This window comes from Lentzea flaviverrucosa, assembly GCF_003350445.1.
In the GTDB taxonomy this organism is placed as follows: Bacteria; Actinomycetota; Actinomycetes; order Mycobacteriales; family Pseudonocardiaceae; genus Lentzea; species Lentzea californiensis.
Window position 1 is genome coordinate 185,291 of sequence record NZ_QQAU01000013.1, and the last position, 21,045, is coordinate 206,335.

The following is a 21,045-nucleotide window of genomic DNA, read 5'->3' on the forward strand; positions in this document are numbered from 1 at the left end:
CCGCCCCCACGTCCTCATACCGGAGTCGTATGGGGGCGTGGGGGCGGTGCCGCGAGGCGCCCTGCTGAGCGTGGACACGCTCGCCAACGGGCCGGGTCACACCACTAGAGGGCCATGGCGCGTTCCACGAGGTACTCGGCCAGTTCGGGTGCCGAGTGGAACGCGCTGCGCAGCGCGAGCGTCCCGTCACAGCCGAGCACGACCTCTTCCCGTGACACAGCACGGTGTTCGAGCCAGAGCCCCTCGAGGTAGGCATCGATGATCGCCTCGCGCACGGGCGGCAGGTCCGCGACGGCCATCCGTCCGGCCTGGGCGAGCCCCACGAGCAGCTGACCGAGGTCCGCGCCGACCGGGTTCGGGCACTGCCAGGTCACGTCGATCACCACGAACGACTCCGGGTCGTCGAGCGGCACCAGCAGGTTCTGCGGGCACGCGTCGTTGTGCCCGTTCGCCTGCGGCAGCGCTTCGAGCCGTGCCAGGAGCCCCGGCATCCGTTCCGCGAGGGCCGAGCAGTGCGGCCGCAGGAACGCGTCCCGCACGAGCCTTCCCTCGTACAGCACCCGCAACGCCCTGCCCGGCGCGCCGCCGAACCTGCGCCCCGCCCAGCGGCCGAGCCCCAGCGCGGCCCGCCGGAAGCGGGGCAGGTCCCACTCCACGTCCGCGCAGCGCACGTCCTCCAGCCACAGCGCGATCCGGTCGCCGAAGTCGTCCACCCGCAGCACGCGCGGCCGGCGCATCCCCGGTGGCAGCACGAAGTCGGACAGCAGGAACTCCACCTCGTCGCGCCACGGCAGATCGCCCACCACGTCCTTGAACTCGTCCGGGACGTGCGGCCGCCGCAGGACCTTCACGAACGCCGGCTCCCCCGCCGACACCACCCGGTAGACCGCGGCGGTCGTCAGCGCGACCGGGTCGAACGGCACCGGCACCACGCGGGTCAGCGGTACGGATCGGTGATCTCGCCGAGCATCTCGAGCGCCTCGCGCAGCTGGCCCATGCGCCGCTTGCCCAGGTGTCGTTCCCATTCCGCCTCGATCCTGGCCAGTTCCTCGTTCGCGACGGGCACCGCGCCCAGCGCTTTCTCGGTGACCTTCACCAGCCGCGCCCTGCCGTCCGCCGGGTCGGGCACGCGTTCCACGTACCCGGCCTTCTCCAGCTGGTCCACCAGGAAACCGGCGGTCTGCTTGGTCACCTGGGCCGCCTCCGCGAGCACGGTCAGCCGAGTTCCCCGCGGGTCGACCCGCATGAGCACCCGTGCCTGCGCCTGGGTGACGTCGAAGCCCGCCGCGTTGACCGCCGCCAGGACGCGGTTCTCCACATCACGGTTCGGGATGAAGAGCAGCAGACCGATGTTCACCCGTTGGCTCCCCTTGTTTTAGTCAGATACTCTGATTAAAGTAGTCAGCCTCTCGAACTAAATCAAGAGGAGAGGGCGATGGATGACACAAAGATCTGGCAGACGATCGACTCCGAACGTGCGGCGACCGCGGACCTGCTGGCGGGCCTGACCGACGTCGAGTGGACCTACCCGTCGCTCTGCGAGGGCTGGACGGTGCGCGAGGTCGCCGCCCACCTGTCGCTCGCGCACCGGATCAGCGCCGGCGGGGCGTTCAAGGCGTTCGTCCGGGCTCGCGGCAGCTTCAACCGCATGGTCGACCAGACCGCGCGCGACGAGGCACGCAGACCGGTCGCAGAACTCGTCGAAGAACTGCGCGGCGCCGTCGGGTACCACCGGCTCGCACCCGGCCAAAGCCTCAAGAACGCGCTGATGGACACCATGGTCCACACCCAGGACATCGCGCTGCCGCTCGGCGTCGAACGCCACATGCCCCTCGACGCCGCCGTGGTCGCGGCGGACGACCTGTGGCGGATCGGGTTCCCGTTCCACGCGCGCCGCAAGCTGGCCGGCCACCGGCTCGTCGCCACCGACACCGACTGGGCCGTCGGCGAGGGAGCCGAGATCAGCGGACCGATCGAGGCGCTCGTGATGCTGCTCGCCGGGCGCACCGCGACGATCCCGCGGCTGACCGGCATCACGGTCTGAGTTCGCGCACCATCCTGCGGCACACGTGGACGCGCTCGAACCGCTGGCGCATCTCGGCTTCCCGCTCGATCCGCGCGTGCAGGAACGCCCCGGCCGGCACCAGCCCGTGCTTCGCGGTGACCACCGTGCCGAGCTCGTCGGCGGACGCGTGCACGTGCAGGCAGCTCTCCGACTCCACGAAACCGTTGCGCGCGTACCAGTTCAGCGCGGGCCCATCGTCACGGGTCCAGGCGTCGAGCGTCCGCGTCCCACACCGCTCCAGCCGCAGCACCGCCTCCGCGAGCAGCGCCGTCGCGATCCCCTCACCCTGGCGATCAGGATGCACCACCACCGTGTCGATCGTGGCGTCCGAGCCAGGCACCGACACGTCCAGGATTCCGGCCACCTCGTCACCGTCGATCGCGACGAGCTCCAGATCAGCACGCCGCTTGGCCTGCCAGACGTCGTCGAAGTAGCTCGTCGCGAGGAACCCGAGCACCCGGCACCTCAGCCAGGACGCCTCGTCGTCCGGTTCGTAGTCCCTGATCTCCGCCGGCCGCCCCGGCGTGCCCCGAGACCTGCCCGATGCTCCCAGCAAGCGCACTTCCCCTGGTCGCCCCCGTGCGGCGTCCACCACTCGTCCCCCAGTTCCACTGCCCGCCGGACGTCTCCGGCACGACCCAGGCTCCCTGATGCGAGGACCGCTCGCACGCCTGTTTCCGCGTCACCATTTGCCAGGGACATGACGCCGGGCGTCGACGTTGCCGAACCAGGCGGCCTCTGGACGCAGCCTCTTCACCAGTTCCCGCCTACCAGCCGAGCGCCGCGCCTAGGCTCCCCCCATGACGACCTTCGCCATAGCGCACGGAGGGGGCGACGTAGGCTGGTCGTGGCACCTGGTAGCAGAAGCCTTGCAGGCCAAGGGCCACACAGTCGTCGCCCCAGACCTCCCCATCGAAGACGAGGCAAAAGACCTCACAGACTGGGCGCAAGCGCTGACAGAAGCCCTACCGTCCACAGAGGACGTGGTAGTGGTGGGCCACTCCTTCGGCGGCTTCGTCGCTCCACTGGCAGCAGCCCGGGTCAACGCCAAAGCGCTGGTCTACGTAACAGCAATGATCCCGAGCCCAGGCGAAAACCCAGGCGACTGGTGGGCGAACACCGGCTACGAAGACCCAGGCCTGGAAGACGCGTTCTTCCACGACGTCCCGCCAGCCCTGGCCGCAGAGGCGCAGAAACGGGAACGAGGCATGGCCGAGTCCCCCATGGCAAAGCCGTGGCCGCTGGACAAGATGCCAGACCTACCAACGCACTTCATCCTGTGCACAGAAGACCGGTTCTTCACCCCGAACTTCATGCGCAAGGTGGTGGCAGACCGCCTGGGCGTCGAGCCGGTGGAACTGGCCGCAGGCCACTGCGCCTCACTGAGCAAACCGAACGAGCTGGCAGACCTACTGGCGAACTACGCGAGGTAGCCACCCCACAGCGAAGCCGAAGGCGAGCCGTCCTTACCGCAAGGCAAGGGCGGTGGGGTCCCATCACGAGTCGCGCCATAGCTCTTGCTGCACCTGAGGGGTGAGGTCAAGTCGACACGCTTTTCGTCGACTTGACCTCACCCCTCAGGTGTGGCCCGCTCTTGGCTCGGCTCGTGATGGGACCCCACCGCCGAACGCACTCTCTAACCAACAGGCAGCCGCCCAACGCAACAGGCGTGCCATCAACCCACCCGTGGCGTGGACCCCCTGATCAGATTGCCGGGGTCTGGGGCAGAGCCCCAGGAAAACGCACGCAACCGCAAGCCCGTCGCCCGCAAAGTGACCCACCCGCCAGGTCGCGTCACACCCCACCAACGCAAAAGGCCCCCAGCAAAAGCCAGGGGCCAATCACAAACCACCTACTTGGACTCGTCCCCAGGAGGCAGCTCAACATCCTCAACCGCCTTGCCGTCCTTCACAGGAGCAGGCAGAAGCGCGTCCAAAGCAGCCCCGGCAATCCGCCGGAACGCCCGCCGAGGCCGAGCCCGCTCCAACACCGCGATCTCCAGCTTGGCAGCCGGAAGCAGCTCAGCAGACCCGTTCCCGGTAGAAGGCGACCCGGCGGACAAAGCCTTGACCGCAACGGAAACAGCCTCAGCCAACGACAACCCGTCAGCGAAGGCTTCCTTCAAAGCCGTGTTGGGAGCGTCGACAGCGCCACCCATCACGATGTACTGGGGCTCGTCCACGATGGACCCGTCGTACGTCAACCGGTACAACGTGTCGGAGGCAGAAGAATCCCCGACCTCGGCCACCGCGATCTCCACCTCGAAGGGCTTGATCTGCTCGGTGAAGTACGTGCCCAGGGTCGTGGCGTAGACGTTCGCCAGCGAACGGGAGGTCACGTCGCGCGGGTCGTTCTGGTACCCGCGGACGTCGGCGAACCTGATCCCGGCCTGGCGGAGGTTCTCGAACTCGCTGTAGCGGCCCACCGCGGCGAAGCCGATGCGGTCGTAGATCTCCGAGACCTTGTGCAGCGTGCTGGAAGGGTTCTCCGCGACGAAGAGAATGCCGTCGGCGTACTTGAGCACGATGACGCTGCGACCCCTGGCGATGCCCTTGCGGGCGTACTCCGAGCGGTCGCGCATCACCTGCTCCGCCGATGCGTACAGCGGCATCGTCATGGGTGGTGCTCCTGACGTCGAACCTGTGGGGGACTCAGCCTGCGGGGCGGGACCGGCGGCCTTCGACGACCGCGTTAGCGATCGTGGCGACCTGGGGTTCCGGCACCTCGACGGCACCGTCGGCGCCGTTGATGGTGACCACGATCGGGTAGAGGCGGCGGACCGGGTCCGGGCCGCCCGTCGCCGAGTCGTCGTCCGCCGCGTCGTAGAGAGCTTCGACGACGGAACGGATCGCGGCTTCGACGTCCGCGTCCGGGTCGTAGAGCTTCTTGAGCGCCGACTTCGCGAACAGCGAGCCCGAGCCGACGGCCTGGTAGCCCTGCGACTCCTCGTAACGGCCGCCGGTGACGTCGTAGGACACGATGCGGCCGGCGCGGTCCGAGTCGGTGGCCGAGGTGTCGTACCCGGCGAAGAGGGGCACCACGGCGAGGCCGGCCATGGCCGCGTCGAGGTTGCCCCTGATCATCGCCGAGAGGCGGTTCGCCTTGCCGTCCAGCGACAGCGGCACGCCCTCGATCTTCTCGTAGTGGCGCAGCTCCACCGTGTACAGGCGCACGATCTCGATCGCGATGCCGGCCGTGCCCGCGATGCCGACGGCCGAGTGGTCGTCGGTCACGAAGACCTTCTTCATGTCGCGCTGGGCGATCACGTTGCCCATGGTCGCGCGCCGGTCGCCGGCGATCACGACCCCACCCTTGTAGGTGGCCGCGACGATCGTCGTCCCGTGCGGGGCCTGGACGGTCCCCTCCGGGAGCTTCCGGCCACTAGGCAGCATGTCGGGTGCCTGTGCCCGCAGGAAGTCCGTGAACGACGACGAGCCCGGCGTGAGGTACGCCGAGGGCAGCGCCGCGGCCGGGTAACGCCCGGTCGAGCTGTTGTCCATGTGTTGGTTGTTCTCCCGTCCCCGAGTTGGTCAACAGGCCCCCGAAGGCCTACTGACCACCCTTTTGCACGTATGCGCGGACGAAGTCCTCCGCGTTCTCCTCGAGCACGTCGTCGATCTCGTCGAGGATCGCGTCCACGTCCTCGCCGAGCTTCTCGCGGCGTTCCTGACCTGCGCCGGCGGCGTCATCCGCGCCGTCGTCGCCGTCGCCACCACCCTGGCGCTGCTTCTGTTCCTGGGACATCTCGGCCTCCCACTGACTCGCCTGACAAGAACACTACCCAGCGGCACCGACAAAAACCCTGAGCCACTCGGGTAGACGATCACCCGCGAGTGAGCGCGTCCACCAGCTGCTCGGCGGTGTCGGAGGCCTCCAGAAGGGCTCCGACGTGCGCTTTTGTCCCGCGGAGCGGTTCCAGCGTCGGAATTCGCACGAGGGATTCTCGACCGAGATCAAAGATCACCGAGTCCCACGACGCGGCCGCGACCGAGGTCGGGTAGCGCTCCAGGCACCGGCCGCGGAAGTACGCACGCGTGTCCTCGGGCGGCGAGGTGATGGCCGCGCGGACCTCTTCCTCGCTCACGAGGCGCTTCATCGAGCCGCGCGCGACGAGGCGGTTGTAGAGGCCCTTGTCGAGGCGGACGTCGGAGTACTGCAGGTCGACCAGGTTGAGCCGGGCCGCGCCCCACTCCAGGCCGTCGCGCTGCCGGTAGCCCTCGAGCAGCCGGAGCTTCGCGACCCAGTCGAGCCGGTCGGCGCACTCCGCCGGGTCGCGGGCCAGCGCCTCGAGCACCTCGCCCCAGATCCGCAGGACCTCCCGGTCCCCGACGCCTTCCTTCTCGACGAACGCCAGCGCCCGCTCGTGGTAGGCGAACTGCACGTCGAGGCCGGTGAACTTGCGCCCGCCGGTCATCTCGACCTTGGTCTTCAGGGTCGGGTCGTGGCTGATCTGGTGCACCGCGCGCACCGGGTCGACCATGCGCAGGTCGTCGAACCGCTGCCCGGCCTCGATCATGTCGAGCACCAGCGAGGTGGTGCCGACCTTGAGGAACGTGGAGTACTCGGCCAGGTTCGCGTCGCCGATGATGACGTGCAGGCGGCGGTACTTGTCCGCGTCCGCGTGCGGCTCGTCGCGCGTGTTGATGATGCCGCGCTTGAGCGTCGTCTCCAGGCCGACCTCGACCTCGATGTAGTCGGAGCGCTGCGAGAGCTGGAAGCCGGCCTCCTCGCCGGACTGCCCGACGCCCACGCGGCCGGAACCCGTGATGACCTGGCGCGACGCGAAGAACGGCGTGAGGCCCGCGATGACGGCCGTGAACGGCGTCGAGCGCTGCATCAGGTAGTTCTCGTGCGTGCCGTACGACGCGCCCTTGCCGTCGACGTTGTTCTTGTACAGCTGCAGGCGGGGCTGGCCGGGGACGGACGCGGCCTTGATCGCCGCCTCCTCCATGATCCGTTCCCCCGCCTTGTCCCAGATCACCGCGTCACGCGCGTTGGTGACCTCGGGCGCCGAGTACTCGGGGTGCGCGTGGTCGACGTAGAGCCGCGCGCCGTTGGTGAGGATGACGTTCGCCGCGCCCAGGTCCTCGACGTCGGAGTCCGCGGGATGCCCGCCGGGCGACCCCAGGTCGAACCCGCGCGCGTCGCGCAACGGGGACTCCACCTCGTAGTCCCAGCGCGCCCGCCTGGCGCGCGGTATGTCCGCCGCCGCCGCGTACGCGAGCACCACCTGTGTCGAAGTGAGCACCGGGTTCGCGGTCGCGTCACCCGGCACTGAGATGCCGTACTCGACCTCGGTTCCCATGATCCGCCGCATGCGCAACACCTTATGACCTGACCCCGGCACAAGCGTGTGGGGAGCCTCGCGTTGAAGCTCCCCCCACCCTATTCACCCGGATGCCCGATCCGGGGGTTCAGCCGGAGGCGAGTCCGGCGGCCGGACGGATCCGCGACGCGCCGCGGGAGGGCCCGAACGCCGCCAGCACCGCGAGCACCACGACCGCCATCGCACCGATGACCAGCGGCAACACGACCTGCAGGCCGGGCAGCGACATCTCGATGCCGGTCGAGAGGATCGCGATTTCCGCGTAGACGAACCCGAGGACGCCGCCCCCGATCACGCCGACCAGGGCCAGCATGATCGCTTCAGCGATGACTCCGCCCTGCAGTCCGCCCCTAGTAACGCCCAAGGCGCGCCTTAGTGCGAGCTCCTTGCGTCGCTCCTGCACGGAGATGGTCAGCGCGGTGCCGATGCCGGTCACGGCGACCGCCACGGACAGTCCGAGCAGGACCATCATCAGCACGGTGCCCAGGTGCATGTACCGGTCCGCCTCGGCGCGCTCGTCCGCGTCGGTCTGCACGATCACGGTCGGGTTGTTCGGCAGCGCGGCCTGCAGTCCCGCCCGGAACCGGGCCGGGTCGGCACCGGGCTTCAACGCGACGAGCACCTTCTCCGCGGGTCCCGAGGTGGGGCCGGCGATGATCGGCAGGTAGCCGGTGATGCTGCCGGGGACCGTGCCCACGACCTTGTACTGCTTGCCGTCGGCCTCGACGAAAGGCTTGTCCTCCCAGTGCGGCGGCACGATCGCGGTCCCGGCGACGAGCTGTTCGGCACCGGGCACGTTCTGCGCCTTCAGCCAGGCCTTGAACTCCTCGGGGTCGACGCTCGCGGCGCTGTCCGAGGTCTTGTGCAGCACCACGCTCGCGGCCACGTCCGGCTGTGCGGGGATCGCCGGCAACGGCCGCTCGCCCGCGTCCACCACGGTCGCGTCCGGGCGTTCCTCGTTGGCGTACTGGTACGTCATCTCCTGCGCGCCACCCAGCAGGACCAGGAAGAACGTGACCATCGAGCTGGCCAGCAGCAACGGCAGCGCGACGGACGCGGACCGCTGCGGCATCCGGCGCACCTCGGCGCCGGCGAGCTTCCACTGTGTCCAACCTGTACCGCCGATCTTGCCGAACAGCCGGGCGATGAACGGCACCGTGACGGGGCCGAGGATCCAGAACAGCCCGGTCACCGCGGCGATCGCGGAGAACGTCACGGCGAGAGGAGCCGCGACCGTGCCCTTGGCGGCGATGGCCATCATCGCGAGCAGCGCGGCACCACCGGTGAACAGGACGCCGAACACGAACCGAAGGCGGCGAACGGAGCGGGTCGGCACCTCGCTGTCGGCGTCACGCAGTGCGGCCAACGGCGACACCCGCGCGGCGTTGATCGCGGGACGAACGGCCGCCATCACGCTCAGAAGGGCGGCCACGACGACTCCGAGGATGACGTAGCCGAGCGACGGCAGCAGTTCGGGACTGAGCTCCACCGCGCCGAACAGCACCGAGATGCCGGTGGTGTCGAACGTCCTGGCGAGCAGCCAGGCCATCGGCCCGCCGAGCAACGCACCACCGACGCCGGCCACCGCGCCCGTCACGAACGCCTCGAACAGGCTCCTGCGCACCAGCGGGCCGCGCTGGGCACCGATGCACCGCAGCAGCGCCGTCTGCCGCTGCCGTTGCGCGTAGACCGCGCGGAACGTGGCCGCCGCGACGAAGACCGCCGTGGCCAGTGCGAGCACGCTGAACGGCAGCAGGATGAACGTCAGGTCGTTGCCGATGCTGTCGGCGTCCGGCGCCGGGTCCCACACGACGTACGAGGCACCCGCCGCGGCCTTGACGGCGTCACGGCCACCGCCGAGCACCCAGATCTCCTTGGTGAACGGCTCCGGGTCGAGAGCGCGTGCCAGGTCCGGACCGGCGACCAGGATCGGCCGCGCGTCCATGCCGCCCTTCTTCATGACCCCGCTGACGGTCACCTCGACCGGTTTGCCGTCCGCGGCGGCGAGCTTGATCCTGTCGCCGGGCTTCAGGCCACGTTCGTAGGCGGTGATCTTGTCGACGGCGACCTCGCCGTTCGCCGCCGGGGCCTTGCCCTCGGCCAGCGGCCAGCGCACCAGGTCCGGCTGCTGGACGTGCACCTCGGCCCGGTGCTGTCCCGCACGGCCGTTGGCGTCGAGCAGGTCGGCCTGTGCCACCTGCACCGGCACCGCCCTGCCGACGGCGGAGAGCTTGGCCAGCACCGCGTCGTCCAGCTTCGGCCGGTTCGCCTCGGTGGTGCCGTACTCGGCGGGTTTGGTGTCCACCACGTGGCTCACCGACGACGGTGTGAGGGGCGCGCCCTCGTCGACCGACCGGGTGAGCGCGTCGCTCAGCACCAGGGCGGCCAGCAGGCAGGCCACGCCGACGACGAGCGCGACGCCGGGCAGCAGCGCGCGGCCCGGCCGGGCGCGGAACTCGGCGACGCCGAGCCGCAGGGAAGTGGACACGAATCCTCCTCGGTGACGTCTGACGTTCACGAAGGTAGGAAGGAGGGCGATCAGCGGGCGTCGGACTGGGGTAGCAAGCTCGCGTACGACCACAGGAGGACACGGGGATGATCAACCTCTACGACGAGGCCGCGAACGTGATCGGCGAGGTGTCCCGCGAGCGGATGCGCGCGGAGAACCTCTGGCACGGCTGCGTCCTGACCGTCGTGTTCTCCGGCGACGGCGACCGGATCTACGTGCACCGCCGCACGGACACCAAGGACATCTTCCCCGGCCTGTACGACTTCTCGGCGGGCGGCGTGATCGACGCGGGCGAGACCCCGGACGAGGCGGCGGTGCGCGAGCTGCGCGAGGAGCTCGGCGTCGAGGCGCCGCTGACCCCGCTCTTCCGGACCACCTACGTCGACGAGCTGACGCGCTACCACGCGTGGGTCTACGAGACGCGCAGCGACGGCCCGTTCACCCACCAGCCCGAGGAGGTCGCGTGGGGCGGGTGGATGGACGTGGCCGAGCTGCGCGGCAAGATCGAGGACCCCGGCTGGCCGCTCGTGCCGGACGGCAGGGCGATCGGCCGGGAGTGGCTGTCTAGGAGCGCTTGAACGTGTGGCTGCGCTCCACCTTCGCCACGTGCAGGGTGTAGTTCTGGTACCACTCGGCCCGGCCGCGGTTCTGCGCCGCCCGGTGCTCGGCGTTGGTCCGCCACTGCGTGAGGGCGTCGGCGTCGCGGAAGTACGCGACGGTGATGCCGAGCCCGCCGGGGTTCTGCGCGTGGTCCATCCCCAGGTAACCGGGGACGTCCTGCACCAGCTCCTCCATGCGCGCGTTGGTCTCGGGGTAGCCGTTCTGCTCCTGCGTCCGCACGGTGGTGAAGACGACCGCGTAGTACGGAGGTTCACAAGCCTCGAAGGGCACATCGCTCACGGCGTCACCGTAACTAGTTCCAGGTGAGCCCGGAACGGATTTTCCAGTACTGCCCGGCGGGTTCGGCCAGGTCCGGCAGGTCCACGTCGACGCGCAAGGCATCCACATTGGACCGCAGCTGCTCCGGGCTCGCCGCGCCGGACAGCACGACGTCCGCCCACGGCTGCCGCACGATCGCCGCCAGGGCGACCGCGTCCGGTCCGACGCCCAGCGCCTTCGCCTGTGCCGCAACCGCTTGCGGAGGCTCCACGACGAGCCGTCCGTTGGCCACGCCCTCCTTGACGATCACCCGCAGCCCGGCGTCGTGCGCCTCCCGCAGGGCCTCCCCCGCCGACGTCTCCAGCAGGTTCCAGGTGGACTGGACGGACTGGAAGATCCCGAGCTCCAGTGCCTTGCGGATCGCGTCGGCCTGGTGCGGCCCGGAGGTCGAGAACCCCAGCGGCACGCCGATCCCGGCCATCGCCTCCTGCAGCGCGCGGTCGGCGAACAGCGGGCTGTCTGCCGTCAGCGAGTGCACCTGGTAGAGCGCGACCTGGGGCAGGAGAGCCGAGGTCTCCTGCCACTGCAGGCTGAACCGCGCGAGCGAGTGCTCCTTGACCTCGTGCACCTCGGCGTCCGGGCGCCAGTCCGCGGTGTAGGCGTAGCCCCACTTGCTGGAGACGGTCACGTCGTCGTGGCCGGGCAGCCACGACGACAGGAAGTCCTCCGACAGCCCGTACGAACGGGCCGCGTCGACCCAGCGGATCCCCAGCTCGTAGGCCGCGTCGAGGACGCGATGGCATTGCGCTCGCATGGACTCGACATCGCGCACGGCGGGTAGCGCGCCCTCACGCCCGAGATTGATGTAGGCGGGGCGACCGAGCGAAGCGAGACCGAGTGCGAGTTGAGCCATGCCGACAACGGTAAACGGCGGCCCCGGAGGACCGCCGCTCACGTGACCCGCCGGGGCCGGTCGTTCAGGCAGATCAGAAGTCGTCAGCCGTGCGGATGTGGTTGCGCACCCACTTGCCGGCCTCCTTCAGCGGAGCCTCACCGGAGAAGTTGCTGCCGGAGCAGGTACCGCTGTTGAACACCGCACCCGTGCGGTGGTCGTCGGAGAAGTTCCAGTTCGTCCAGGAGATCTTCGCCTCCTTCATGAACGCGATGAACTTGTTCGCCATGGTGAAGTCGTTGGGACCATCACCGGAGGCCTCCTGCGAACCGAACTCGGTGACGAAGACCGGCACCTGGCTCGAGACCGTGCGCAACGCGTTGAGGTACGAGTCGCGGTGGTCCTTCGCGTAGAAGTGGAACGTGTACATCAGGTTCGAGGCGTTGACCTTGTTCTGGCTGACCTCGTTGATGTTCCTGCCGTCGGACAGGCCGAACGTCGACCAGCCGTGCGTGCCGACGAGCACGAGGCTGTCCGGGTCCTCCGCGCGGATCGTCGGGATGACGGCCTCCGCGTAGGTCTTGACCCGCGACCACGTCACGCCGTTCGGTTCGTTGGCGATGTCGTAGATGATGTTCGTCTTGTCCTTGTGCCGCTGCGCGATCTCCTTGAAGAAGGTCTTGGCGCGCGCGGTGTTGTGGTTCGGGTCGCCCGGCGAGAGCTGGTGCCAGTCGACGAGCGCGTACAGGCCGCGCTTCGTGGCCTCCTCGATGTACCCGTGCACCATGTCGGTGAACTTGCGGGGGTTGCTCTCGTAGCCACCCTCCTGGATGTACATCGAGATGCGGAGCACGTCCGCCTTCCAGTCGTTGGAGAGCGCGTCCAGGGACGCGGTCTTCACGCACTGGGAGTACCACTGGATGCCGTGCGTGCTCATGCCGCGCAACTGGATCTGCTTGCCGTTCTTGTTGCACAGCTTGACGCCGCAGACCTTGAGCTGACCGTTGACCGCCGCGGGCGAACCCGGCGGCAGCGCGGCAGCGGCGAAGTCGCCCTCGGGAGCGGCGGCGACGGAACTGCCCGCCATCGCACCGGTCAGCGGGAGCACAACTGCCGCGGCGAACGCCACCACAGACTTCTGCCAAGACATACAGCGTCTCCTCTCGGACTGCTGGCGGCGGATTAGTTAGGTAAGTTTCCTTACCGTTAAAGGTATAGACGACCATAGGGCCGCCCCCAGGGCGAGTCAAGCATCTCGTCGCAGAAGGGTCACTGTTCCGGTACCCAGAGTCACCAGTACGTAAAGGGCCAAAACTGCGACGGCGGCCGGCGGGCCCAGCGGTGCGTCGTCGACAACACCCGCGACCTCCCACACCAGGTACGGCACCATCACCGCGGACGCGTCCACGTTCCAGGGCTCCGGCAGCATGGGCGTGATCGCGGGCAGACCCCACAGCAGCACGCCCACCACGACGATCGTGACGGCCGTCGACCTCACCGCGAGACCGATCCCGAGGCCGGCCAGACCTGTCACCAGGATCGACAGCACGGCGGCACCGGCCCACGGCAGCACGTCGCCCAGGCCGTCCCAGGGCGCGATCGGCGGCGGCCGGTCCCCCATGATCAGCCAGCTGCCGCCCACGCTGAGGGCGAGCGTGACGACACCGATCACCACGGCCGCGGCGGCCACGAGCACGGTCTTGGCGGCCAGCAGCCGTGTGCGGTCCGGCACCGCGGTCAGCGCGGTCAGCCTCGGGTCGGACGTGGCGACCAGGGCGCCGAGCGCGGCCACGAGGAACTGGACGACCGGCGTGATCACCACGCTGTTGTCGGCGGACGCGAACCGCGCCTGCTCGGCGGCCGGGGACGTGTCGTAGTCCTGCACGATCAGCCACGACAGCAGCGCGCCCGCGACCACCATCAGGCCGACGGTGCCCACCAGTCCGTACGAAGCGCGGACGGTCCGGAGTTTCAGCCACTCCGCGGCGAGCGCGTTCTTCACAGTCCCCTCCCGGAGGTGAGTTCGAGGTAGGCGTCCTCCAGCGAACCGTTGCGGGTCAACGCCTCCATCGGCGTCTCCCTGACCAGCTGTCCTCTTGCGACGATCACGACGTGGTCCGCGGTCAGCGCCATCTCGCTCATCAGGTGGCTGGAGACGAAGACCGTGCGGCCCTCCTTCGCGAGCCCGCGCATCAGGTCGCGGATCCACCGCACCCCCTCGGGGTCGAGCCCGTTCACCGGCTCGTCGAACATCAGGACCCCGGGGTCGCCGAGCAGGGCCGCCGCGACACCCAGTCGTTGCTTCATGCCGAGCGACAACGCCCTGATCCTCTTGTGCCGCACGCCTCCCAGGCCGACCTGTTCCAGCAGCTCGACCGCGCGCTTCTCGCCGATGCCGTTGCTCGCGGCGAGCCAGCGCAGGTGGTCGAGCGCCTTGCGTCCGTGGTGCACGGCGGCGGGGTCGAGCAACGCGCCGACGTGCCGCAACGGCCGGTCCAGGTCCTGGTAGCGCCGGCCGGCGATCAGGGCCTCACCACCCGTGGGGCGGTCCAGGCCGAGGATCATCCGCATGGCCGTGGACTTTCCGGCGCCGTTCGGGCCGAGGAAGCCCGTCACCAGTCCGGGGTGGACGGTGAACGACAGGTCCCGGACCGCCGTCGTGTCCCCGTATCTCTTCGTCAGGTTCCGCACCTCGATCATGGGGAAGAGAGTCGCGCCGGGAGACCTCGGGCGGATCGGCCGCAGGTCCGAGCTCCGGAATCGGCCCGTGGTCCGAGGCACCCGCGCTGCGCACTCGATACCGTCGGAGCCGTGATCGCGAGACTGCACCTCTACCTGGTCGACCTGACCGCCGCACTGGTGATCGGCGTGCTCGTCGCCTACGCCATGGTGGAGAACCAGGACAAGCCGTGGTGGCTGGTCCTGCCGGGAGCAGCGCTCGTCGCCCTGCCCGTCGCGGTGCGCCGTTTGTGGCCGGTGGCCACGCTGGTGGTCACCACGCTGGCGACGGTGGCCGTGGTGATCGGCCAGGTGCTCCCGGTCCAGGCGCTCGGAGCCCCGATGGGCGCGATCTGCTTCGCGCTCTACACGGTGGCGGTCGAGCGCCCGCGTTCGTGGTCCCTGACGGGCCTCGTGGTCACCGTCGTCGCCAGCTCCGGTGTGTCGGGAGGAGAGGCCGAGACCGTGCTGGTCGGCATCGCCGTGCTCGGGGCGGTGTGGGTGATCGGCTACACGACGCGGTTGCGTCGTTCGTTCCTGGATCGCGAGACCGCCCAGCGGACCGAGCAGGCACTCGCCGACGAACGCATGCGCATCGCCCGCGAACTGCACGACGTGGTGGCGCACAACCTTTCCCTGATCACCGTGCAGGCCGCCAACGCCGCACACGTGCGATCACCCGAGCACGCGTACGAGGCGTTGCGGGTGATCTCGGAGACGAGCCGGGCGGCGCTGACCGAGATGCGCGGGCTGCTGGGCGTGCTGCGCTCCGACGCCGGCCTGGCACCCTCCCCCGGCCTCGGCGGGCTCGCCGGTCTGGCCGACCGCGCGTCACTCGCGGGCGTGCGCGTCACGCTGGACGTGCGCGGCGACGCCGCTGTGCCGGAAGGTCTGGGGCTGTCGGCGTACCGGATCGTGCAGGAGGCGCTGACGAACGTCGTGAAGCACGCGGCACCCGCGTCGTGCAAGGTGCTGGTGGACGTGACACCGGAAGCCGTCCGCGTCGAGGTGGCGGACGACGGGCCTGGGGTGAAGGAGCTCGGAGTGGGGCACGGGTTGATCGGCATGCGCGAACGCGTGGCCGTCTACGGCGGCACGTTCAGCGCGGGCCCCGGTTCCGAGGGCGGTTTCCGGGTCGTCGCGGAACTCCCCCAGCGATGATCCGCGTGCTGATCGCCGACGACCAGGCGTTGCTGCGCGCCAGCTTCCGGATGCTGGTCGACCACGAACCGGACCTCGCCGTCGTGGGCGAGGCCGGCACCGGCGCCGAGGCCGTCGCTCTGGCGTCCGAACTGGCGCCGGACGTCGTGCTGATGGACATCCGCATGCCCGAGATGGACGGCATCGAGGCCACCCGGCTGCTCGACGGACCGCGCGTGCTCGTGCTGACGACGTTCGACCTCGACGAGTACGTCTTCGGCGCGCTGCGGGCCGGCGCCTCGGGCTTCCTGCTCAAGGACACGCCCCCCGCCGAACTGCTGGCCGCGATCCGCGTCGTGGCGTCCGGCGAGTCGCTGCTCTCGCCGACGGTCACGCGCCGCCTCATCTCGGAGTTCGTCCGGCACCCCGCCGCACCCGCGGTGCGCGGGCTGGAGCGCCTGACCGAGCGGGAGAAGGAGGTGCTGCTGCTGATCGCCCGCGGGCGGTCCAACGCGGAGATCATGGCGGAGCTGCACGTCAGCACCGGCACCGTGAAGACGCACGTCGGGAACCTGCTGGCGAAGCTGCACGCCCGCGACCGCGCGCAGCTCGTGATCGCGGCCTACGAGTCCGGTCTGGTCTGAATCGCACCTGCCGCGCGCCGACGCCTCGTCCTGCGTGACCACCGGCGCGCGGCTGGCAACGCGCTTCCGCCAGCAACCGCACCCATACCCAGGGTCGCGAGTGGCCCCAGCGACGCGCTGAGAGCCACCACTGTGGCCACGAGAGTTACCAGCACCAGGTAGAGGCGCCAGAAGTACTTGCCGAGCACCAGGTCGAAGATCTTCACAACAAACAGTCTGCACCTGCCCTGAACTGCTGCTTTACAGTTTCTTACACTTGAACTGTGAAGCCTGGACCAGGCTGGCGAAAGCCGCCGCTTCCTCAGGGCCCGCTGCGCGACCTGAATGACGCCCTACACGACCTCCATGCCAGATCAGGGCGGTTGAGCTGCAGGAAGATCGCCGACGAGATCGCGGCAAGGTCCGACTGCGACCCCATCTCACACACGAGCGTTCGCGCCGCGTTGAGCGATCCGAAACTTCCCAAGCTCTCCCACGTCATGGCGATCGCGTTGGTTCTGACTAGTTCCACCAGGGGCCAGCAACTCTACCTAGGTCTGGACGACTTCGATCGTCTGTGGCAAGAGGCTCGCACCGCCGACGACGAAGTCTTCACCTCGGGCGATCCAGGAATCGATGCCGCCGCCAGGACCACGCAGTCGCTGCACACGCAGCGTCTGGCCCTGATGGAACAGCAGAAGGCGGCACAACGGGAGTTCATCCGCCGAGCGGCTGCTCTGCTCAACTCCCGACCACCCGACTGGTGGCGCCTGCTGGAGGCATACGACCAGGTGATGTCCTGGAACTTCAGGGGTTTCTCCGACTGGCGGGAGCTGATCGGACACGACCGGCGGACGTTGCTCCGGTTCGCACAGACCACGCCGCGCAACACTGATGGAATGTGGCGGGGTGACACGGGCTGGGACCGCTTGGACAGCTCAGTGCTGCCCGCCCGAGGAATCCACGTCGCATACGCCTTGTTCGATGGCGCCGGGAAACCGGTGCACGTCGGGATGACCTATCACTTCAGGACTCACGTGAAGCGCTTGCACAACGGAGGGCTGACTTGGACTACTTGGCAGGCCTGGCTTTGTGGGGACCGCGAGGAGGCACTCGCGAAACGACGAGAAATGGCGGCGCGGTACGGCTACCGCTGACCTCCCTCGGAACACGAATCGCCCCGGCCGCTGAGCGGCCGGGGCGATTCGTGTCGAGCGGTGCTACAGGTACGTGCCGGTGTTCGTGGCCGTGTCGATCGCGCGGCCGGCGTCCTGGTTCTTCCCGGTGACGAGCGTGCGGATGTAGACGATCCGCTCGCCCTTCTTGCCCGAGATGCGAGCCCAGTCGTCCGGGTTCGTCGTGTTCGGCAGGTCCTCGTTCTCGGCGAACTCGTCGAGGATGGCGGCCTGCAGGTGCCGGACGGAGAGTCCGGGCTGCTTGGTGTCCAGCAGCGACTTGATCGCCGCCTTCTTCGCCCTGTCGACGATGTTCTGGATCATGGCGCCGGAGTTGAAGTCCCGGAAGTACAGGACCTCCTTGTCACCGTTGGCGTAGGTGACCTCCAGGAACCGGTTGTCCTCGGACTCCTCGTACATGCGCTCCACGGTGTGCTGCACCATGCCCTCGATGCAGGCCTTCGGGTCCCCGCCGAACTCGGCGAGGTCGTCGGCGTGCAGCGGGAGGTTGGGCGTCAGGTACTTGTTGAAGATGTCCTTCGCGCCCTCGGCGTCCGGTCGCTCGATCTTGATCTTCACGTCGAGTCGGCCGGGGCGGAGGATCGCCGGGTCGATCATGTCTTCACGGTTGGAGGCGCCGATGACGATGACGTTCTCCAGGCCCTCGACGCCGTCGATCTCGGCGAGGAGCTGGGGCACGATCGTCGTCTCGACGTCGGACGACACGCCCGAACCACGGGTGCGGAAGATCGAGTCCATCTCGTCGAAGAACACGATCACGGGGGTGCCGTCGGACGCCTTCTCACGAGCCCGCTGGAAGATCAGGCGGATGTGCCGCTCGGTCTCACCGACGAACTTGTTGAGGAGCTCGGGGCCCTTGATGTTGAGGAAGTAGGACTTGGCCTGCTTGTCGGTCTCGCCGCGGATCTCCCGCACCTTCTTGGCCAGCGAGTTCGCCACCGCCTTGGCGATGAGCGTCTTGCCGCAGCCGGGAGGGCCGTAGAGCAGAACGCCCTTGGGCGGGCGCAGCTCGTACTCGCGGAACAGGTCGGCGTGCAGGAACGGCAGCTCCACGGCGTCGCGGATCTGCTCGATCTGCCTGGAGAGGCCACCGATGTCGCTGTAGTCGATGTCCGGGACCTCCTCGAGCACGAGGTCCTCGACCTCGGCCTTGGGGACCCGTTCGTAGGCGAAACCCGCCTTCGAGTCGACCAGCAGCGAGTCGCCGGGCTTCAGCGGCGAGTCGAGCAGCGGCTGGGCGAGCCAGACCACCCTCTCCTCGTCCGCGTGGCCGACGACCAGCGCGCGAGAAATGGTGTCCAGACCGTCGTCGTCGGTCAGCACCTCCCGCAGAGAGCAGACCTCGCCGGAACGCTCGAACCCGCCGGCCTCGACGACCGTCAGCGCCTCGTTGAGGCGCACGGACTGGCCGTAGGCGATCTTCTCCGGCTCGACCGCGGGGGACACGGCTACGCGCATCCTGCGGCCGGACGTGAAGACGTCCACGGTCCCGTCGTCGAAACGTGCCATGAAGACGCCGTACCCGCTGGGCGGTTGCGCCAGCCGGTCGACTTCCTCACGCAGCGCGAGCAACTGGCTTCGTGCTTCGCGGAGGGTGTCTATGAGCTTCGTGTTTCGCTCGGTCAGCTGGCTGACGCGCTCTGTCGCCTCAGCCAAGCGCTGCTCGAGCAACCGCGTGTGCCGCGGGGACTCGGTCAGCTTGCGACGCAACGACGCGATCTCGTCCTCGAGGAACCTGATCTGCGCAGTCAGCTCAGCAGAAATGTTGCCTTGGTTCAGCTCGCCACCCTCATCGGGTTGGCTGCCGGGATGACCGTGCTGCATGTCGGCACCCTCCTCCCGTGTTCGTACCGATTACGGTACCGGCGATCACCGACAAAATGGGGTACTCACAACATCATCTTCGCTCGTGTGGTGCAACGGTGAGGCCTCCAACAGAGGTCAACTGGTCCATCTCGGTGTCCGGTTCGACCGCCCAACCGCTACGGTGCGTCCCAGAAACCACGACCGGCGTTTCGTGTCTCGACACGCCAAACGACCTGCGAGAAGTCCGAGGAGAGGGTCATGGGAGCACCAGGGCGGCAGCCCGGTCCCTACGGTCCGCGACCCCCCTCGGGCGACCACGGACACACCTGGTATAGCTCACAGCCCGGCGACAGGCGGCGATCCGCCGTCGTCCCACCAGGTGGACCAGCGGTTGATCCGTTCGGTGGTCACGCACCGCTACCCACCTCGTTCGTGTCGGTCGGAGGACCCGCGCGAGCGGGGCTCCGGTGCGACCGGCCGGCGTGCCGCCAACCGGGTGGTTCCACCGACGCGTCCGGCGCACCACCCCGACAGCGCAGTGCATCGCACTCGATTCCCGGTGGAGTTGCCACAATCGTTATCAGACACGACCTTCGCGCGACCAGATCGCGACTTCGGGGCGTGTGCATGACCACTCACGGGTGTCGATAGACGCCTTTCGCCCGCGAGTCGCACGGCGAAGCACCACAATGTCCAGAGAAAGATCACCTCATCCCATCGGGGGAGTTTCGATGACCTACCCGCCGCAGCAGCCCGGTCCCTACGGGCAGCAGCCGCAGCCCGGTGGGCCGTACGGGCAGCAGCCGCAGCAGCCGGGTCAGGGCCAGCAGCCCCAGCCGGGTCACGGCCAGCCGCAGCAGCCCGGATACGGCCAGCAGCCGCCTCCCGGGTACGGGCAGCAGCCCGGTCAGTACGGCCAGCCGCAGCAGGACCCGTTCGGCCAGCAGGGACCGCCCAGCGGCGGCTTCCAGCAGCAGGGCCAGTACGGGCAGCAGCAGGGTCAGTACGGCCAGCCCGGTCCGTACGGCCAGCAGCCCTACGGTCAGCAGCCGTACGGCCAGCCCGGCGGGTTCGGCGGTCCTCCGCCCAAGAAGAGCAACACCGGCCTGGTCGTCGGCGTCATCGTCGGCGTGCTGGTGCTCCTCGGCGGTGGCATCACGGCGGCCGTCATGCTCACCGGCAACAGCTCCAGCAGCTCGTCGCCGGAACCCGGTTCGAGCAACAACGGCAACAACAGCGGCGGCGACGAGGCCGACGTCAAGGAGGCCGTCGAGGAGTACATCGCCGTCGTGACCTCGAAGAACGAGAGCAAGGCCAAGTCGATGGCCTGCAAGGCCATGCTCGACGAGGCGGCCGAGCTCGAGAAGAAGCTGACCCCCGAGCAGCGGAAGCTGGCCGAGGACGCCAAGAAGCTGCCGGTGCCGAAGATGACCTACAAGGGCGCGACCGTCTCCGGTGACGAGGCGACCGTCAAGCTCACCATCAGCGGCGACTACGGTGGCACGCCCCAGACCATCGACTCCGAGCTGAAGTTCAAGAAGGAGTCGGGCGACTGGAAGGTCTGCACGCTGGCCAAGGACATCAAGATCCCGACGACGCGCTAGTCGTCAGCCGGCCGGTCCGCTTCATCCACTTCGGGGGAACTCCATGACTTACCCGCCACAGCAGCCGGGCCCCTACGGCCAGCAGCCGCCGCAGCAGCCCGGCTACGGCCAGCAGCCGCCGCCGGGGCAGCAGCCGGGGTACGCCCAGCAGCCGCCTCCCGGGTACGGGCAGCAGCCGGGCCAGTACGGCCAGCCGCAGCAGGACCCGTTCGGCCAGCAGGGACCGCCCAGCGGCGGCTTCCAGCAGCAGGGCCAGTACGGGCAGCAGCAGGGTCAGTACGGCCAGC

The 21,045-nt window shown here is 68.9% G+C and carries 21 protein-coding genes and 1 pseudogene; 8 read left to right on the forward strand and 14 right to left on the reverse strand.

All coding sequences use genetic code 11. The annotated features are described in order from the left end of the window. Positions 1–104: 104 nt before the first annotated feature. Both DFR72_RS33275 and DFR72_RS33280 read right to left on the reverse strand, forming a co-directional pair. Complete coding sequence (locus DFR72_RS33275; RefSeq protein ID WP_211335622.1) at positions 105–932, reverse strand: hypothetical protein; 828 nt, start codon at positions 930–932, stop codon at positions 105–107. 5 nt (positions 933–937) lie between these two features. After that, positions 938–1,357: a MarR family winged helix-turn-helix transcriptional regulator gene (locus tag DFR72_RS33280; protein ID WP_090070233.1), complete on the reverse strand. Its 420-nt coding sequence runs from the start codon at positions 1,355–1,357 to the stop codon at positions 938–940. A 78-nt stretch (positions 1,358–1,435) separates the two neighbouring features. Here DFR72_RS33280 and DFR72_RS33285 point away from each other — a divergent pair, with 78 nt between their 5' ends. Further along, positions 1,436–2,044: a maleylpyruvate isomerase family mycothiol-dependent enzyme gene (locus DFR72_RS33285; protein ID WP_090070231.1), complete on the forward strand. Its 609-nt coding sequence runs from the start codon at positions 1,436–1,438 to the stop codon at positions 2,042–2,044. On the opposite strand, the gene DFR72_RS33290 is transcribed toward DFR72_RS33285, so the two are convergent. After that, positions 2,034–2,621 carry a GNAT family N-acetyltransferase gene (locus DFR72_RS33290; protein ID WP_211335623.1) on the reverse strand — a complete coding sequence of 196 codons (588 nt, stop codon included), beginning with the start codon at positions 2,619–2,621 and terminating at the stop codon, positions 2,034–2,036. The two genes, DFR72_RS33285 and DFR72_RS33290, sit on opposite strands and share 11 nt — an antisense overlap. Positions 2,622–2,865: 244 nt before the next feature. Here DFR72_RS33290 and DFR72_RS33295 point away from each other — a divergent pair, with 244 nt between their 5' ends. Continuing rightward, entirely contained in the window at positions 2,866–3,498 is a 633-nt protein-coding gene (locus DFR72_RS33295; RefSeq protein ID WP_090070230.1) for an alpha/beta fold hydrolase, read from the forward strand. A 419-nt stretch (positions 3,499–3,917) separates the two neighbouring features. On the opposite strand, the gene prcA is transcribed toward DFR72_RS33295, so the two are convergent. From prcA to DFR72_RS33320, 5 genes are all read right to left on the reverse strand, one after another. Then, a complete protein-coding gene (prcA, locus tag DFR72_RS33300; RefSeq protein WP_090070228.1) occupies positions 3,918–4,682 on the reverse strand; it encodes a proteasome subunit alpha in 765 nt (254 codons plus the stop codon). Positions 4,683–4,716: 34 nt separating this feature from the next. Beyond that, a complete protein-coding gene (gene prcB / locus DFR72_RS33305; protein ID WP_030477125.1) occupies positions 4,717–5,565 on the reverse strand; it encodes a proteasome subunit beta in 849 nt (282 codons plus the stop codon). Positions 5,566–5,614: 49 nt separating this feature from the next. Then, entirely contained in the window at positions 5,615–5,809 is a 195-nt protein-coding gene (locus tag DFR72_RS33310; protein ID WP_030471529.1) for a ubiquitin-like protein Pup, read from the reverse strand. A 79-nt stretch (positions 5,810–5,888) separates the two neighbouring features. Continuing rightward, positions 5,889–7,382 (reverse strand): depupylase/deamidase Dop, encoded by a 1,494-nt coding sequence (gene dop / locus DFR72_RS33315; RefSeq protein WP_090070226.1) that lies wholly within the window; start codon positions 7,380–7,382, stop codon positions 5,889–5,891. Between the two features lie 97 nt (positions 7,383–7,479). After that, positions 7,480–9,879 carry an FtsX-like permease family protein gene (locus tag DFR72_RS33320; protein ID WP_090070224.1) on the reverse strand — a complete coding sequence of 800 codons (2,400 nt, stop codon included), beginning with the start codon at positions 9,877–9,879 and terminating at the stop codon, positions 7,480–7,482. A gap of 107 nt (positions 9,880–9,986) precedes the next feature. Between DFR72_RS33320 and DFR72_RS33325 the strand changes: the two genes are divergently transcribed. Next, positions 9,987–10,478 carry an NUDIX hydrolase gene (locus tag DFR72_RS33325; protein ID WP_090070222.1) on the forward strand — a complete coding sequence of 164 codons (492 nt, stop codon included), beginning with the start codon at positions 9,987–9,989 and terminating at the stop codon, positions 10,476–10,478. On the opposite strand, the gene DFR72_RS33330 is transcribed toward DFR72_RS33325, so the two are convergent. From DFR72_RS33330 to DFR72_RS33350, 5 genes and pseudogenes are all read right to left on the reverse strand, one after another. After that, on the reverse strand, positions 10,465–10,800 hold the full coding sequence (locus tag DFR72_RS33330) for an antibiotic biosynthesis monooxygenase family protein (protein ID WP_090070220.1): 336 nt from the start codon (positions 10,798–10,800) through the stop codon (positions 10,465–10,467). The two genes, DFR72_RS33325 and DFR72_RS33330, sit on opposite strands and share 14 nt — an antisense overlap. A gap of 13 nt (positions 10,801–10,813) precedes the next feature. Continuing rightward, complete coding sequence (locus tag DFR72_RS33335; protein WP_090070218.1) at positions 10,814–11,692, reverse strand: aldo/keto reductase; 879 nt, start codon at positions 11,690–11,692, stop codon at positions 10,814–10,816. A 73-nt stretch (positions 11,693–11,765) separates the two neighbouring features. After that, the gene (locus DFR72_RS33340) at positions 11,766–12,821 is read right to left on the reverse strand and encodes a glycoside hydrolase family 5 protein (RefSeq protein ID WP_090070217.1); all 1,056 of its coding nucleotides are present in this window, start codon (positions 12,819–12,821) and stop codon (positions 11,766–11,768) included. A gap of 96 nt (positions 12,822–12,917) precedes the next feature. After that, entirely contained in the window at positions 12,918–13,673 is a 756-nt protein-coding gene (locus tag DFR72_RS33345; protein ID WP_090070215.1) for a hypothetical protein, read from the reverse strand. Between the two features lie 56 nt (positions 13,674–13,729). Then, positions 13,730–14,371: pseudogene (locus tag DFR72_RS33350) on the reverse strand (ABC transporter ATP-binding protein); the annotation flags it as partial. A gap of 111 nt (positions 14,372–14,482) precedes the next feature. Between DFR72_RS33350 and DFR72_RS33355 the strand changes: the two are divergent. The 3 genes from DFR72_RS33355 (at position 14,483) to DFR72_RS33365 (ending at position 17,309) form a co-directional block, all read left to right on the forward strand. After that, on the forward strand, positions 14,483–15,550 hold the full coding sequence (locus DFR72_RS33355) for a sensor histidine kinase (RefSeq protein ID WP_211335624.1): 1,068 nt from the start codon (positions 14,483–14,485) through the stop codon (positions 15,548–15,550). Beyond that, a complete protein-coding gene (locus DFR72_RS33360) occupies positions 15,547–16,173 on the forward strand; it encodes a response regulator (protein WP_090070213.1) in 627 nt (208 codons plus the stop codon). Before DFR72_RS33355 ends, DFR72_RS33360 begins: the two co-directional genes overlap by 4 nt. Positions 16,174–16,436: 263 nt before the next feature. Further along, positions 16,437–17,309 (forward strand): hypothetical protein, encoded by an 873-nt coding sequence (locus tag DFR72_RS33365; protein WP_143086902.1) that lies wholly within the window; start codon positions 16,437–16,439, stop codon positions 17,307–17,309. 63 nt (positions 17,310–17,372) lie between these two features. On the opposite strand, the gene arc is transcribed toward DFR72_RS33365, so the two are convergent. Continuing rightward, on the reverse strand, positions 17,373–19,172 hold the full coding sequence (gene arc, locus DFR72_RS33370) for a proteasome ATPase (RefSeq protein ID WP_090070210.1): 1,800 nt from the start codon (positions 19,170–19,172) through the stop codon (positions 17,373–17,375). A gap of 713 nt (positions 19,173–19,885) precedes the next feature. Between arc and DFR72_RS45885 the strand changes: the two genes are divergently transcribed. After that, positions 19,886–20,758, forward strand: a complete 873-nt coding sequence (locus DFR72_RS45885) for an Rv0361 family membrane protein (RefSeq protein ID WP_170176511.1) — start codon at positions 19,886–19,888, stop codon at positions 20,756–20,758. 43 nt (positions 20,759–20,801) lie between these two features. Then, on the forward strand, positions 20,802–21,045 hold a 244-nt coding region (locus DFR72_RS33380), incomplete at its 3' end, for a hypothetical protein (protein WP_211335625.1).